The organism is Paroceanicella profunda (assembly GCF_005887635.2).
In the GTDB taxonomy this organism is placed as follows: domain Bacteria; phylum Pseudomonadota; class Alphaproteobacteria; order Rhodobacterales; family Rhodobacteraceae; genus Paroceanicella; species Paroceanicella profunda.
Genome location: NZ_CP040819.1, coordinates 273,343 through 285,912 on the forward strand (window position 1 = coordinate 273,343; position 12,570 = coordinate 285,912).

General features: G+C 72.3%; 11 protein-coding genes. 9 read left to right on the forward strand and 2 right to left on the reverse strand.

Annotated elements, in window-relative coordinates:
• Positions 1–484: 484 nt before the first annotated feature.
• Positions 485–1,192, reverse strand: a complete 708-nt coding sequence (locus tag FDP22_RS19285) for a GntR family transcriptional regulator (RefSeq protein ID WP_170317803.1) — start codon at positions 1,190–1,192, stop codon at positions 485–487.
• 142 nt (positions 1,193–1,334) lie between these two features.
• Between FDP22_RS19285 and FDP22_RS19290 the strand changes: the two genes are divergently transcribed.
• The 5 genes from FDP22_RS19290 (at position 1,335) to FDP22_RS19310 (ending at position 6,293) form a co-directional block, all read left to right on the forward strand.
• Positions 1,335–2,243: a fumarylacetoacetate hydrolase family protein gene (locus tag FDP22_RS19290; protein WP_138573549.1), complete on the forward strand. Its 909-nt coding sequence runs from the start codon at positions 1,335–1,337 to the stop codon at positions 2,241–2,243.
• 89 nt (positions 2,244–2,332) lie between these two features.
• Positions 2,333–3,472 (forward strand): TRAP transporter substrate-binding protein DctP, encoded by a 1,140-nt coding sequence (gene dctP, locus FDP22_RS19295; protein ID WP_138573547.1) that lies wholly within the window; start codon positions 2,333–2,335, stop codon positions 3,470–3,472.
• Positions 3,473–3,537: 65 nt separating this feature from the next.
• Entirely contained in the window at positions 3,538–4,041 is a 504-nt protein-coding gene (locus FDP22_RS19300; RefSeq protein WP_138573545.1) for a TRAP transporter small permease, read from the forward strand.
• Positions 4,038–5,327, forward strand: coding sequence for a TRAP transporter large permease (locus FDP22_RS19305; RefSeq protein WP_138573543.1), 1,290 nt, complete (start codon positions 4,038–4,040; stop codon positions 5,325–5,327). The genes FDP22_RS19300 and FDP22_RS19305 overlap by 4 nt, the downstream gene beginning before the upstream one ends.
• A gap of 75 nt (positions 5,328–5,402) precedes the next feature.
• The gene (locus FDP22_RS19310; protein WP_138573541.1) at positions 5,403–6,293 is read left to right on the forward strand and encodes an alpha/beta hydrolase; all 891 of its coding nucleotides are present in this window, start codon (positions 5,403–5,405) and stop codon (positions 6,291–6,293) included.
• Here the strand turns inward: FDP22_RS19310 and FDP22_RS19315 are convergent.
• Positions 6,281–7,228, reverse strand: coding sequence for a LysR family transcriptional regulator (locus FDP22_RS19315; protein ID WP_138573539.1), 948 nt, complete (start codon positions 7,226–7,228; stop codon positions 6,281–6,283). The two genes, FDP22_RS19310 and FDP22_RS19315, sit on opposite strands and share 13 nt — an antisense overlap.
• A 129-nt stretch (positions 7,229–7,357) precedes the next feature.
• On the opposite strand from FDP22_RS19315, the gene FDP22_RS19320 reads away from it, so the two are divergent.
• The 4 genes from FDP22_RS19320 (at position 7,358) to FDP22_RS19335 (ending at position 12,486) form a co-directional block, all read left to right on the forward strand.
• Positions 7,358–9,637 (forward strand): xanthine dehydrogenase family protein molybdopterin-binding subunit, encoded by a 2,280-nt coding sequence (locus tag FDP22_RS19320; RefSeq protein ID WP_138573537.1) that lies wholly within the window; start codon positions 7,358–7,360, stop codon positions 9,635–9,637.
• Positions 9,634–10,602, forward strand: coding sequence for a dihydrodipicolinate synthase family protein (locus tag FDP22_RS19325; RefSeq protein WP_138573535.1), 969 nt, complete (start codon positions 9,634–9,636; stop codon positions 10,600–10,602). Before FDP22_RS19320 ends, FDP22_RS19325 begins: the two co-directional genes overlap by 4 nt.
• Positions 10,603–10,692: 90 nt before the next feature.
• Entirely contained in the window at positions 10,693–11,241 is a 549-nt protein-coding gene (locus tag FDP22_RS19330; protein ID WP_138573533.1) for a 3-hydroxyanthranilate 3,4-dioxygenase, read from the forward strand.
• 75 nt (positions 11,242–11,316) lie between these two features.
• The gene (locus FDP22_RS19335; RefSeq protein ID WP_138573531.1) at positions 11,317–12,486 is read left to right on the forward strand and encodes an ABC transporter substrate-binding protein; all 1,170 of its coding nucleotides are present in this window, start codon (positions 11,317–11,319) and stop codon (positions 12,484–12,486) included.
• The last annotated feature ends 84 nt before the right edge of the window (positions 12,487–12,570 follow it).

The following is a 12,570-nucleotide window of genomic DNA, read 5'->3' on the forward strand; positions in this document are numbered from 1 at the left end:
CCGCCTGCCGCCTGCCGCCTGCCGCCTGCCGCCTGCCGCCTGCCGCCTGCCGCCTGCCGCCTGCCGCCTGCCGCCTGCCGCCTGCCGCCTGCCGCCTGCCGCCTGCCGCCTGCCGCCTGCCGCCTGCCGCCTGCCGCCTGCCGCGCGTCAGCGCGGCCCGGCCCAAACCGCAGGAGACGCGCCTGCAGGGCGGGTCGACGCAGGACGGGAGCCCCCGGCCCGTCACCGGGCGGAGGGGATGGCCGGGGCTCTTCCGCGATGCGGCCACTTGCCGGTGTCCGCTTCTTTCCTCCCGGCCGGGTGCTGCGCATCCGGTGTCGGGCGCGGCAACCGGGCGTTTCCGGCTGTAGTGATGGCGTGACGCGCCCCTCGCCGCCTGTGACCTCTGCTCGGGCGGCTGCGACCTCCGGCTTGTCGCCTTCGGCTGCCACCCATGGCTGCCTTCGTGCTGTCGCCAGCGGTGTCTGCGTTGCGGCGCGCGGGGTCAGCTCCGCGCGAAGGCGGGCATGTGGTGCAGGATGTCCTCCACGGCGGCGCGGGTGCGGTCGAGGTGGGTGCGCAGCATCTCCACCGCGCCCGGGTCGCGGCCCAGCACGGCGATGACGAGGGCCCGGTGCTCGGCGGCGGAGCCTGCGAGGATGGCCTGCACGTCGCCGCCCACCAGGCGCAGGGCGCGGTAGCGTTCGGTGCGGTCCACCAGGCTGTCGATGGTCTGCAGCAGCAGCGGCGCCGGGGCGTTGCCGATCAGCGCGGTGTGGAACTCCCGGTGCCGGCGCTCCCATGCGATCACGGCGTCGCCGCGGCCGGCCGGCGTCTCCCCCGGGGGCGGGATGGCGGCGGCGGCGAGCCCGGCTTCCGCCGCGCGCACCCGTGCCTCCCATTCCGGCGTGCCGGCGGCCATCGACAGGCGCAGGGCCTCGCATTCCAGCAGCAGCCGCATGCGGTAGAGGTCGGTCAGCTCGGCCACCGAGGGTTCGGGCACGCGCACGCCGCGGTGCCCCTCGGCCACGATCATCCCCTCGCCCACCAGCCGGGCCAGCGCCTCGCGCAGCGGGCTGATGCCGCAGTCGTGCCGCGCCAGCAGCTCGCGGGTCAGCAGCGCCTGCCCGGCACGGTAGCGCCCGCCCAGAAGGTCGCGCTTCAGCGCGAGGTAGATCTGTTCGGCCCGCGTGCCGGCGGGCGGCTTCGTCACGTGTCCGGTCATGGGGGCATTAGGGCCGATCGCGCGGCGGTGTCAACGTTCCGAAAAGTTTTCCAAACGATTTTCCAAAATTCTTGACAGGGGCCCCCGCCCTCGCCACGCTGCCCCGGAACGAGACAGGAAGGAGAGAGCGATGTGGGCGCTTGCCACGATCGAGCGTGAGGAGGTGCCGCAGCCCTGCGTGGTGCGCGGCGAAACGGCCTGGCGGCTGGCGGATCTCGCCTCGGGCGCGGGGCTGGCCCTGCCGGCCACGCTGTCGGAGATCTTCGCGCAGTGGGAGGCGCTTGGCCCGGCGGTGACCGCCCTGGCCGAGGGGGCGGAGAGCGCCGGCCTGCCCGGATTTCCCACCGCGGGTGCGCGCTTCGCCGCGCCGCTGGCCGCGCCGGGCAAGATCCTCTGCGCCGGGGCGAACTATTATGACCACATGGCCGAGATGGGCTTTCCGGGCGTGACCAAGGAGAGCCAGCGACTGTTCTTCTTCTTCAAGCCGCCCCGGCAGGCGGTTCGGGGCCCCGGCGCCGTCATCCCCATGCCGCGCGGCACGCAGAAATACGACTGGGAGATCGAGCTCGCCGCCGTCATCGGGCGCAGCGCGCGGTACGTGAGCGTGGAGGACGCGCTCTCCCATGTGGCGGGCTACACCATCGCGCTGGACCTCTCGGCGCGGGATTTCAACATGGCGCCCGAGCAGTTCTACAAGCTCGACTGGGTGGCCGGGAAGGCGACCGACGGCTCCTGCCCGATGGGCCCCGTCGTCGTGCCCGCCGCCGCCATTCCGGACCCGCAGGCCGTGCCCCTGAAGCTCTCGCTCAACGGCGAGACCCGGCAGGACAGCACCTCCGCGCAGATGATCTTCTCGGTGGCCGAGCAGATCGCCCGCGCCTCGGAGATCATGACGCTGGAGCCGGGCGATGTGATCCTCACCGGCACCCCCGCCGGCGTGGGCGTGCCCAGCGGCACCTTCCTCAAGCCCGGCGACACCATCCGCGCCGAGATCCCCGGCATCGGCGCGCTGGAGGTGTCCATCGCCGCGCCGGTCTGACCCAGCCCTCCGGGCGGGAGCGGCACAACCGGGCGGCGGACAGCCCGGGGCCTCCCCGCCCGGCCATCCCGACAGAGAGGACCCGACAGATGACCCGTTTCCCGCACCGCTTCGCCCCGTCGCGCCGCGCCTCGCCCGGCCTGCCTTCGAAAATCTGCGGCCCGCAGGTGGCCTCCGACGGGGGCTGCAAGGAGGCGGACCGCGCGCCCGGTGCCCGGTTTGCCCTGCCGCGCCTTGCCCCGCCGCGCTTCAACCTGCCGCGCCTCGCCGCCGCGGTGCTTGGCGCCGCCCTGCTCGCCACCGGCCCCCTCCATGCGGAGGACAAGGTGATCCGCTTCTCCACCGCCGGCCCGGCGCCGGATTTCCTCGCCCGCTCCATGGAAACTTTCGCCGCCGACGTGGCCGCGGCCAAGGTGGGCGTGAGCGTGGAGGTCTATCCCGGCTCCTCGCTGGTGCGCCAGGGCGCCGAGGTGCCGGCCCTGCAGCGCGGCACGCTGCAGATGAGCACGATGAACACATTCGAGGTGTCCGCGCAGATCCCCCGGTTCGGTTTTCTCAACCGCGCCTTCCTGTTTCGTGACTACGACCACATGATGAAGGTCATGGCCGGCCCGGTGGGCGCCGCGCTGGAGGCCGCGGTCTCCAAGGAGATGGATATCGAGATCCTCTCCGTCGCCTATCTCGGCACCCGGCAGGTGAACCTGCGCACCGCGCGCGATGTCGCCGGGCCGGATGACCTGAAGGGGGTGCGCATGCGCATGCCCGCCTCGCCGGAGTGGCTGCTGCTGGGCGAGAGCCTCGGCGTCTCGCCCACGCCGATGGGCATGTCGGAGGTCTATGTCTCGCTGCAGACCGGGGCGATCGACGGGCAGGAGAACCCGCTCACCATCCTGCGCGCCGCGAAGTTCAACGAGGTGACCGAGCAGGTCGTGCTCACCGCCCACCTGGTCCAGCCGGTATTCTTCGCCATCGCGAAGCCGTTCTGGGACGCGCTCTCCCCCGAGCAGCAGGAGGTGGTGCGCGCGGCAGCCCTCGCCGCCGCCGCGCAGAACAACGCCTCGCGCTATGCCGACGAGCAGCAGGTGGCCGCGGCGCTGAAGGAAGGTGGCCTCAGGGTGGACGCGATCGACCTCGCGCCCTTCCGCGCCCGGGCCGATGCGGTCTACGCCGCCTCCGACCTCGCCCAGGCGTGGGACGCCGACCTGCTCAAGCAGGCCATGGCCGAGTGAGCACCCCGTCCCGGCCGGTGGGCGCCCCGGGCGCCTGCCGGCCGGGGCCGCGTGGAGACCCCGACATGACCCGACTTCACCTCACCCGCCCGCTGGACCGCGCCGCCAGAGCCTTGCGCCTCGGCGCGACCGTGCTTGCATCCGCCGGGTTCGTGGTGGTGGTGCTGGCCTTCGCCTGGACCATCTTCAGCCGCTACGTGCTCGGCACCGCCTCGGACGGCGCGGAGGAGATCGCCACCGCCGCCTACCTGTGGGTGGTGATGCTGGGAGCGGCGCTGGCGGTGCGCCAGTCCGAACACGTGGCGTTCGACCTGCTGGTCTCGGTGCTGCCGCCGCGCGCGGGCCGCTGGCTGGCGGCGGCGGGCGGGCTGGCGGCGGGGCTCGCGCTGCTCGCCGCCCTGCCGGTGACGGTGGATTACATCGCCTTCCTGTGGCGTGAGAAGACCCCGGCGCTGCGCATCCCGCTGGACCGGCTCTACTTCTGCTTCCCCGTCTTCCAGGGGGTGACCGGCCTCGCGCTCACGGTGAACGCGCTGCGCGGCGCGCTGGGGCGGGAGGACGGGGCATGAGCGCCGGGCTCACCACGCTCATCGCGAGCTTCGTCGTGCTGGCGCTGGCCCGCGTGCCCATCGCGCTTGCCATGCTGGTCTCCGGCTTTGCCTATCTGTTCGTCACCGGGCAGGACCTCGGCATCGTGGCCGACCAGGTGATGAACTCGCTCTACGGCTCCTACGTTCTGCTGGCGGTGCCGATGTTCATCCTGGCCGCCAACATCATGACCATCGGCTCAATCTCCGAGCGGCTGTGGCGGGCGGCGGATGCGCTGGTGGGCGGGCTGCCCGGAGGGCTGGGGCATGTGACGGTGCTGGTCTCGCTGGTGTTCTCCTCCATGAGCGGTTCGGCGCTGGCCGATGCGGCGGGGCCGAACCTGATCGCCCTGCGGATGATGCGCGACGTGGGCGGCTTCCGCCCCGGCTTCGCCGCCGCCCTCACCGCCGCGGCCGCCACCATCGCGCCGATCATCCCGCCCTCCATCCCGCTGGTGCTCTATGCGCTGAACTCCGGCGCCTCCGTGGGGGCGCTGTTTCTCGGCGGGATCATCCCGGGGCTGGTGGTGGGCGTGCTGCTGATGGCCGGGCTCGCGCTGATGGCGCGGCGCCAGGGGCTGGCCCCCCGGCCCGCGGGCCCGCGCGGCACGCGCCGCACCGCCCTCGCCTCCGCCGCGGTGCCGATGACCATCCCCGTGGTGCTGCTGGGCGGCATCTGGACCGGGGTGTTCACCCCCACCGAGGCCGCGGCGGTGGCAGCGCTCTACGCGCTCTTCATCGGCACGGCGGTCTACCGGGCGATCGGGCTCGCCGCCCTCGGCCATGCGATCGCGGAGTCCATGCGTGTCTCCTCCACCATCATGCTGCTCATCGCCGGGGCCTTCATGATGAACTATGCCATCACCGTGGAACAGCTCGACCGGGCGCTGGCGGCCTGGATCTCCGGGGCGGGCCTGTCGCAGACGGGGTTTCTCATCGCCATCAACATCGCCTTCCTGGCTCTGGGCTGCATGATCGACACCGGCACGCTGATCCTCGTCTTCGTGCCCATGCTGCTGCCCACGGTGCATGCGCTGGGGATAGACCCGGTGCATTTCGGCGTGCTGATCACGGTGAACATCATGATCGGCCTCGTCACCCCGCCCTTCGGCATGCTCCTCTTCACGCTGGCGAAGCTGGGCGAGGTGCCGCTCTCGGAGGTGATCGGCGAGATCTGGCCCTTCATCGGCATCCTCGTGACGGCGCTGGCGCTGATCACCTTCGTGCCGGCAAGCGTGCTCTGGCTGCCGGGGGTGCTCGGCTTCTGAGCGGGGTTGCATCGCGGCGCTGCGCGGTCCACCTTCGCGCGCAGCGTTTCACACACCGTTTTCCGGATTCCGTACATGACTGATCTCGCTGCCGAAGCCGGCTGGCCGCGCGCCACGCTCGATGTGGACTACAATGCCCGCGCCTCCGTGGAACTGGCGCAGTTCGAGGCGGCCCTCGCGGCCTACCGCGCCGGCTCCGAGCGCGCGCGCGCCCTGCCCGGCACCCGGCTGAACCTCGTCTATGACACGCGGAGCGGCCAGGCGCTGGACCTCTACGGCGCCACCTCCGGGGGCGCCCCGCGCCCGCTCTTCGTGTTCATCCACGGCGGCTACTGGCGTGCGCTCTCGAAGGAGGATTCGGCCTTCATGGCGCCGATGCTGGCCCGCCACGGCATCGCGACGGCGGCGGTGGACTATCGCCTCGCGCCGGAGGCCAGCCTCACGGAGATCGTGCGCGAGGTGCGCGCCGCCATTGCCTGGCTCTGGCACGAGGCCGAGGCCCTGGGCATCGACCGCAACCGCATCTACGTGGGCGGCAGCTCGGCCGGCGGCCACCTCACCGGCTGCGTGATGGCCTCCGGCTGGCAGGAGGCGTTCGGCCTGCCGGACGCGCCGCTGGCCGGCGCCCTGCCGGTGAGCGGGCTGTTCCACCTCGGGCCCATCGCGGCGAGCTTCGTGCAGGAGTGGATCGCGCTCGACGCCGCCGGCGTCTCCGCCCTCTCGCCGCTGGAGACCATCTCCCCCGCCTCCGGCTGCCCGGCGGTGGTGGCCTGGGCGGCGGGCGAGCCGGCGGGCTTCTCCCGCCAGTCGCGCGCCTATGCGGCGGGCTGGCAGGCGGCGGGCCACCCGACCACGCTGCTGGAAGTGCCGGGCCGCCACCATTTCGACGTGATCCTGGAGCTTGCGGAGGAGGAGAGCCCGCTGGGCCGCGCCCTGCTCGGGCTCGTCGGCGCTCAGCCCTCCTGAGGGCGCCGCCCTGCCGGAAGCGCGGCGCCGCGGCCGGGAAACTGCCGCTGCACGTTGCGCCGCAGCACCCCGGCGAAGGCCGCCACCGCGGGGGACAGGCTGCGCCCCGTGGCGTGGATCAGCGTCACGTCCCGGTCGATGGCGGGCCCGGTCATCGGCCGGCTCACCACCAGCCCGTCGCGCACCGCCGCCAGCGCGTAGGTGGGCAGGACCGCCACGCCCAGCCGCGCCTCCACCAGCGAGAGCGCGGTGGTGATCTGCGACACCTCGAAGGCCGGGCGCAGCGCCACGCCGGCGCTCTCGAAGCCGATCTCCACCAGCAGGCGGATGCCGCTCTCGCGGGTGAGGGTGATCACCGGCAGCCCGTCGAGCGCGGTCCAGGGCACCGGCCCCGTGCCCTGCGCCAACGGCGTGCCGGCGGCGGCGAAGATCATCAGGCTGTCGCGCATCAGCGCGATGCGCTCCACCCCCGGCCCGGCGGGCGGGAAGGTGCCCACCCCGCAATCGGCCAGGCCGGAGCGCACCTGCTCCATGATCTGCTCCGTCCCCAGGTCCGCCAGGTCCACCGACACGCCGGGGTGCAGCTCCCGGAACTCCGCCATCGCGCGCGGCAGCACGGCGGAGGCGAGCAGCGGGGGGGCCGCGATGCGCACCCGGCCCCGCCGGCGCAGCGCGAGGTCGCGGATGTCGCGCACGGCATGGTCGAGATCCGCGATCACCTTGCCGGCGGCGCCGCGGAACTCGGCGCCTGCCTCCGTCAGCTCCACCCGCCGGGTGGTGCGGTCGAACAGCCGCATGTCGAGCGCGCTCTCCAGCTCCTTCACCGCCTGGGAGAGCGCGGGCTGGGCGATGTTCATCTGCCGCGCGGCGGCCGAGAAGCTGCCCGCCTCGGCCACGGCGAGGAAGCAGTGCAACTGCCTCAGGGTGAAGGTCATCGGCATGTCCCGTCTATTGATTCTGCCTATCAATTAATAGGAATAACCGTGATTGTCATATAGATGAGCGGCTGCTCTCATCGGGGGTGACGAAACGGGGCGCGAGGCCCCGTCCCGAGGGAGCCCGGTTTGAAGCCAAGCGATGCATTTGCCCGCCCCGGCGGGAGCTGGATCGGCCAGCGCCTGCTGCGGCGGGAGGACCCCCGCCTGCTCACCGGGCAGGGTCGCTATGTCGACGATCTCGCCCCCGAGGGCTGCCTGCATCTGGTCTTCGTGCGCGCCGAGGAGGCGCATGCCCGCCTGCTGGAGGTGGAGACGCAGGCTGCCCGCGCGGCCCCCGGCGTGGTGGCGGTGTTCACCGCCGGCGACCTCCACCTGCAGGGCCATGCGGCGGTGAACCTGCTGGTGGAGGACGTGACCCCGGTGCCGCTGGAGGTGCTGGCGCAAGGCACGGTGCGCGCGCTCGGCCAGCCCGTCGCCGCCGTGGTGGCCATGAGCCGGGACGCGGCGCGGGACGCGGCGGAGCTGGTGTCGATGACGCTCGCCCCCCTGCCGATCCCGCAGGGCGAGGACCGCCCGGTGGTGATGCGCGCCGCCTGGACGGGCGGAGACGTGGACGCCGCCTTCGCCGCCGCGGCGGCGACCGTCTCCGTCACCTGCCGGCACGCCCTCGTCGCCCCCTTCCCGATGGAGCCGCGCGCGGCGCTGGCCGATGGCCGCGGCGACACGCTCACCGCCTGGTTCTCCACCCAGACCCCGCACCGCGCCCGCGAGGACCTCGCCCGCATCCTCGGCCGGTCGCTCGGGACCATCCGTGTCATCGCCCCGGACGTGGGCGGCGCCTTCGGCGGCAAGGCCTCGATCTACCCCGAGGACGTGATGGTGGCCTGGGCCGCCGCCCGCCTGCGCGCCCCGGTGAAATGGTGCGCGACGCGCTCGGAAGACCTGCTCTCGGCCACGCAGGGGCGCGGGGCGGTGAACCGGGCGGAGCTGGCGCTCTCCGCCGATGGCATTCTCACCGGGCTGCGCGCCCGGCTGGACTACCCGCAGGGCGCCTGGATGCCCTATTCCGCCGTGGTGCCGGCGCGCAATGCCGGGCGCATCCTGCCCGGGCCCTACCTGCTGGAGACGGTGGACATCGCCGCCCGCGGCCTGCAGGACCACCGCGCCGCCGTGGGCATCTACCGCGGCGCCGGGCGGCCGGAGGCGGCGATGCTCATGGAGCGGCTGATGGACGAGGCGGCCCGCGCCCTCGCCCTCGACCCGCTGGAGCTGCGCCGGCGCAACATCATTCCGCCCGCGCGTTTCCCCCACCGCAGCGCCACCGGCGAGACGCTCGATTCCGCCGATCTCGCCGGCCTGCTCGACACGCTGGAGCGCGAGACCGGTTATCCGGCGCTGAAGGCGCAGGTTTCCGCGCGCCGGGCGGCGGGCGAGGCCGTGGGCCTCGGCCTGTCGCTCTACGTCGAGCCCTGTGGCCAGGGCTGGGAGAGCGCCACGCTGGGCCTGATGCCTGATGGCAGCTTCACCGCCACCACCGGCTCCTCCGCCCAGGGCCAGGGGCGGGAGACGGCGATCTCGCAGATCGTGGCCGAGACCCTCGGGGTGGACGCGGGCGCCGTCACCGTGCTGCACGGCGACACGGAGACCACCCCCAACGGCACCGGCGCGCTCGCCAGCCGCTCCACGGCCATCGGCGGCTCGGCCATGCTGCGCGCGGCCCGGGCGCTCGGTGCACAGGTGCGCGCCGCCGCGGCCCGGGCGCTCGGCGTGCCGGAGGCCGCGGTGACGCTGGGACCGGACGGTGTCTCCGCCCCGGGCGCGCGTCTGGGCTGGGAGGCCTTCGCCGCCCGGCTGCCCGCGCCGGCGGCGCCCCTGCCCGGCGGTGCCGTGCTGCATGTCTCCGAGACGTACACCGCCGCCGGCGAGGCCTGGAGCTCTGGCGCCTGCCTCGCCGTGGTGCGCATCGACGCGGACACCGGCGTGCCCGCGGTGGAGCGTCTCGCCTGGGTGGATGACGCGGGCGTGGTGCTCAACCCGATGCTGGTGCAGGGCCAGCTCGAGGGCGGCATGGCCCAGGGCCTCGGCGAGGCGCTGATGGAGGGGCTGGTCTACGACGGCGAGGGCCAGCTCCTCACCGGCTCGCTGATGGATTACGCCCTGCCGCGCGCGGCCGACGTGCCGGCCGTGGCGCTCTTCAAGCAGGAAACCCCCGCGCCCAACCCCATCGGGGCCAAGGGCGTGGGCGAGGCGGGCTGCATCGGCATTCCCGCCGCCCTCTTCAACGCCGTGCGCGACGCGCTCGGCCCGGATCGGGGGCGCGATCTGCAGATGCCGCTCACCCCGGAACGCCTGTGGCGCGCCCTCGCGGAGGAGCCCGCGCCGGAACCGACCACGAGGCAGCGATGAAATACGCGAAGAAAGACGCGAAGGCCCATGCCTTTGCCACGATGAAGGGCGTCTGGGCCGCCGCACTCACCCCGTTCGTGCCCGGCAGCCTCGCGCTGGACGAGGACGGCTTCCGCGCCAACATCCGCCACTGGGTGGAGGAGCTCGGCATAGACGGGCTGTTCATTTGCGGTAAGCAGGGCGAGTTCTTCTCCATGTCGGTGGAGGAGCGCAAGCGCAGCTTCGAGCTCGCCGTGGAGGCCTGCGGCGACCGGGGCCAGACCATCATGTCGGTCTCCGACCAGAACATGGACGTGGTGATCGACCTCGCCCGCCACGCCCAGGACGTGGGCGCGGACTACGTGGTGATCCACGCCCCCGTGCTGCATTTCCTCAAGGCGCAGGACGAGACGCTGCTGCGCTACTACGAGACCATCGCGAGCAAGCTCGACATCGGCATCGCGCTGTGGAGCCATCCGGACTCGGGCTACCTGATGAGCCCGGAGCTGTGCAACCGGCTGGCGGACATCGAGAATGTCGTCGCGATCAAGTACTCGGTGCCCCGGCCGATGTATGCCGAGCTCACCCGCCTCGCCTCGGACCGCATCCTGGTGAGCACCGCCTCGGAGGAGGAGTGGCTGGACAACATCCTGGAGCTGAACTGGCAGCTCTACCTGTGCTCCTCGCCGCCCTACCTGATCCAGACCGCCGCCGACCGCCGCATGCGCGACTATACCGACGCCGCCTTCGCCGGTGACGCGGCGCGCGCCCGCGCCCTGCGCGACAGTCTCGACCCCGTGCGCGCCGCCCTGCGCGACACCCGCCCGCTGGAGAAGCCGCAGGCGCATCAGAAATACTGGCAGGAGCTGCTGGGCCAGGTGGGCGGCGCCGTGCGCGCGCCGATGCTGGAGCTGACCGGGGCCGAGAAAGCCGCCACCCGTGCCGCCTTCGAGGCCTGCGGGCTGAAACTGCCCGTGACCGCCTGAGCGCGCCGCAACTGCCCGAAGAGGCAGCCGCGAGACAGAGAAAAATCCCGCCGCGGGCCCGCCCCGGCGCCGACACAGGAGAGACCAGCGATGACGAAACAGCGCCTGAACGCCTTCAACTTCGCCAAGTGGATCGACGAGCACAAGCATCTGCTCAAGCCCCCGGTCGGCAACCAGCAGATCTGGGAGGACGCGGGGATGATGGTCACCGTCGTCGGCGGGCCCAACAAGCGCACCGATTATCATGACGACCCGGTGGAGGAGTTCTTCTACCAGCTCAAGGGCGACATGGTGCTCAAGGTGGTGGATGACGGCAGTTTCTACGACGTGCCGATCCGCGAGGGCGAGATCTTCCTGCTGCCGCCGCATGTGCGCCACTCGCCCCAGCGCCCGCAGGAGGGCTCCATCGGCCTGGTGATCGAGCCCAAGCGCCAGCCGGACGAGATCGACGCCTTTGAGTGGTACTGCTTCGCGTGCTCCGCGCTGGTGAACCGCGTCGAGGTGTCGCTCAAGAGCATCGTGAAGGACCTGCCGCCGCTCTACCAGGCCTTCTACGCCGACGCGGCCGCCCGCACCTGCCCCAAGTGCGGCGTCGTGCACCCCGGCAAGGAGCCGCCCGAGGGCTGGGTGGTGATCTGAGCCCCGCAACTGCCTGAACCACAAGCAAAACCGGCCGCCCGCCAGAGGCGCGCCACCCCGACAAGGAGAGCCAAGATGAAGACCAGCCTGCGAGCCGCCCTGATGCTGACCGCGCTTGGCGCGGCCCTGCCCGCCTTCGCCGCCGACCCGGTGAAGATCGGGCTGATCACCACCCTGTCCGGCCCGGCCGGCTACCTCGGCGCGGACATCCGCGACGGGTTCGAGCTCGCCATGAAGGACGGCACGCTGGGCGGCGTGCCGGTGGAGCTGATGGTCGAGGATGACGCGCTGAAGCCCGGCCAGGGCCGGCAGATCGCCGAGCGCTTCATGACCAACGAGGGCGTGAAGCTGTTCACCGGCATCGTGTTCTCCAACGTGGCCGGCGCCACCGTGCCCGACATCGTCGACAACGGCGGCTTCTACGTGAGCGCCAATGCCGCGCCGTCGAACATGGCCGGCGAGGAGTGCCACGAGAACTACTTCGCCATCGCCTGGCAGAACGACAGCCTGCACGAATCCGGCGGGCTGGTGGCCAATGATCTGGGCTACAAGAACGCCTTCATTCTCGCGCCCAACTACCAGGCCGGCAAGGACGCGCTCACCGGCTTCAAGCGCACCTTCAAGGGCGAGATCGCGGGCGAGATCTACACCCGCCTCGACCAGACCGACTTCGCCGCCGAGATGGCCCAGATCCGCGCCGCGAACCCGGAGATGGTCTACCAGTTCCACCCCGGCGGCCTCGGCATCGCCTTCATGCGCCAATACCAGCAGGCGGGCCTGCTGGGCACCATCCCCATGGTCGTCGCCGAGCCCTCGCTCGACGCGGTGATCCTGAAGGCGGTGGGCGACGCGGCCCTCGGTATCAACGTGGGCTCGCACTGGAACGCGGATTTCGACAACGCGGCGAACAAGACCTTCGTCGCCGCCTGGAAACAGGCCTACGGCGATGACCGCCCCATCACCACCTACGCCGAGCAGGGCTACGAGGTGGGGCTGCTCTATGCCTCCGCGCTGGAGGCCACGGGCGGCGACATCGAGGACGCGGACGCCTTCCGCGAGGCGCTGCGCGCGGCCGATTTCGCCTCGCCGCGCGGCAATTTCTCCTTCGGGCCGAACCAGCACCCGGTGGAGGACTGGTTCGCGCTGGAGGTGGTCGCGGGCCCGGACGGCGCGCCGATGCTCAAGACCAAGGGCAAGGTGGTGGAGAACTACGGCGACAGCTACGCCGAAGACTGCAAGATGTGAGCCGGCGCGGCCCCTCGCGCCGCGCCAGGGGGGCCGGGCCATGCGCCCGGCCCCCGCACCCGTTTCCTCGCCTCTCCGGGAGCC

What these genes read in the sequence shown, in the direction of transcription:
- FDP22_RS19290 (WP_138573549.1), top strand. Translation starts at nt 1,335, where the DNA reads ATGTGGGCGCTTGCCACGATCGAGCGTGAGGAGGTGCCGCAGCCCTGC.
- dctP (WP_138573547.1), top strand. Translation starts at nt 2,333, where the DNA reads ATGACCCGTTTCCCGCACCGCTTCGCCCCGTCGCGCCGCGCCTCGCCC.
- FDP22_RS19300 (WP_138573545.1), top strand. Translation starts at nt 3,538, where the DNA reads ATGACCCGACTTCACCTCACCCGCCCGCTGGACCGCGCCGCCAGAGCC.
- FDP22_RS19305 (WP_138573543.1), top strand. Translation starts at nt 4,038, where the DNA reads ATGAGCGCCGGGCTCACCACGCTCATCGCGAGCTTCGTCGTGCTGGCG.
- FDP22_RS19310 (WP_138573541.1), top strand. Translation starts at nt 5,403, where the DNA reads ATGACTGATCTCGCTGCCGAAGCCGGCTGGCCGCGCGCCACGCTCGAT.
- FDP22_RS19315 (WP_138573539.1), bottom strand. Translation starts at nt 7,228, where the DNA reads ATGACCTTCACCCTGAGGCAGTTGCACTGCTTCCTCGCCGTGGCCGAG.
- FDP22_RS19325 (WP_138573535.1), top strand. Translation starts at nt 9,634, where the DNA reads ATGAAATACGCGAAGAAAGACGCGAAGGCCCATGCCTTTGCCACGATG.
- FDP22_RS19330 (WP_138573533.1), top strand. Translation starts at nt 10,693, where the DNA reads ATGACGAAACAGCGCCTGAACGCCTTCAACTTCGCCAAGTGGATCGAC.
- FDP22_RS19335 (WP_138573531.1), top strand. Translation starts at nt 11,317, where the DNA reads ATGAAGACCAGCCTGCGAGCCGCCCTGATGCTGACCGCGCTTGGCGCG.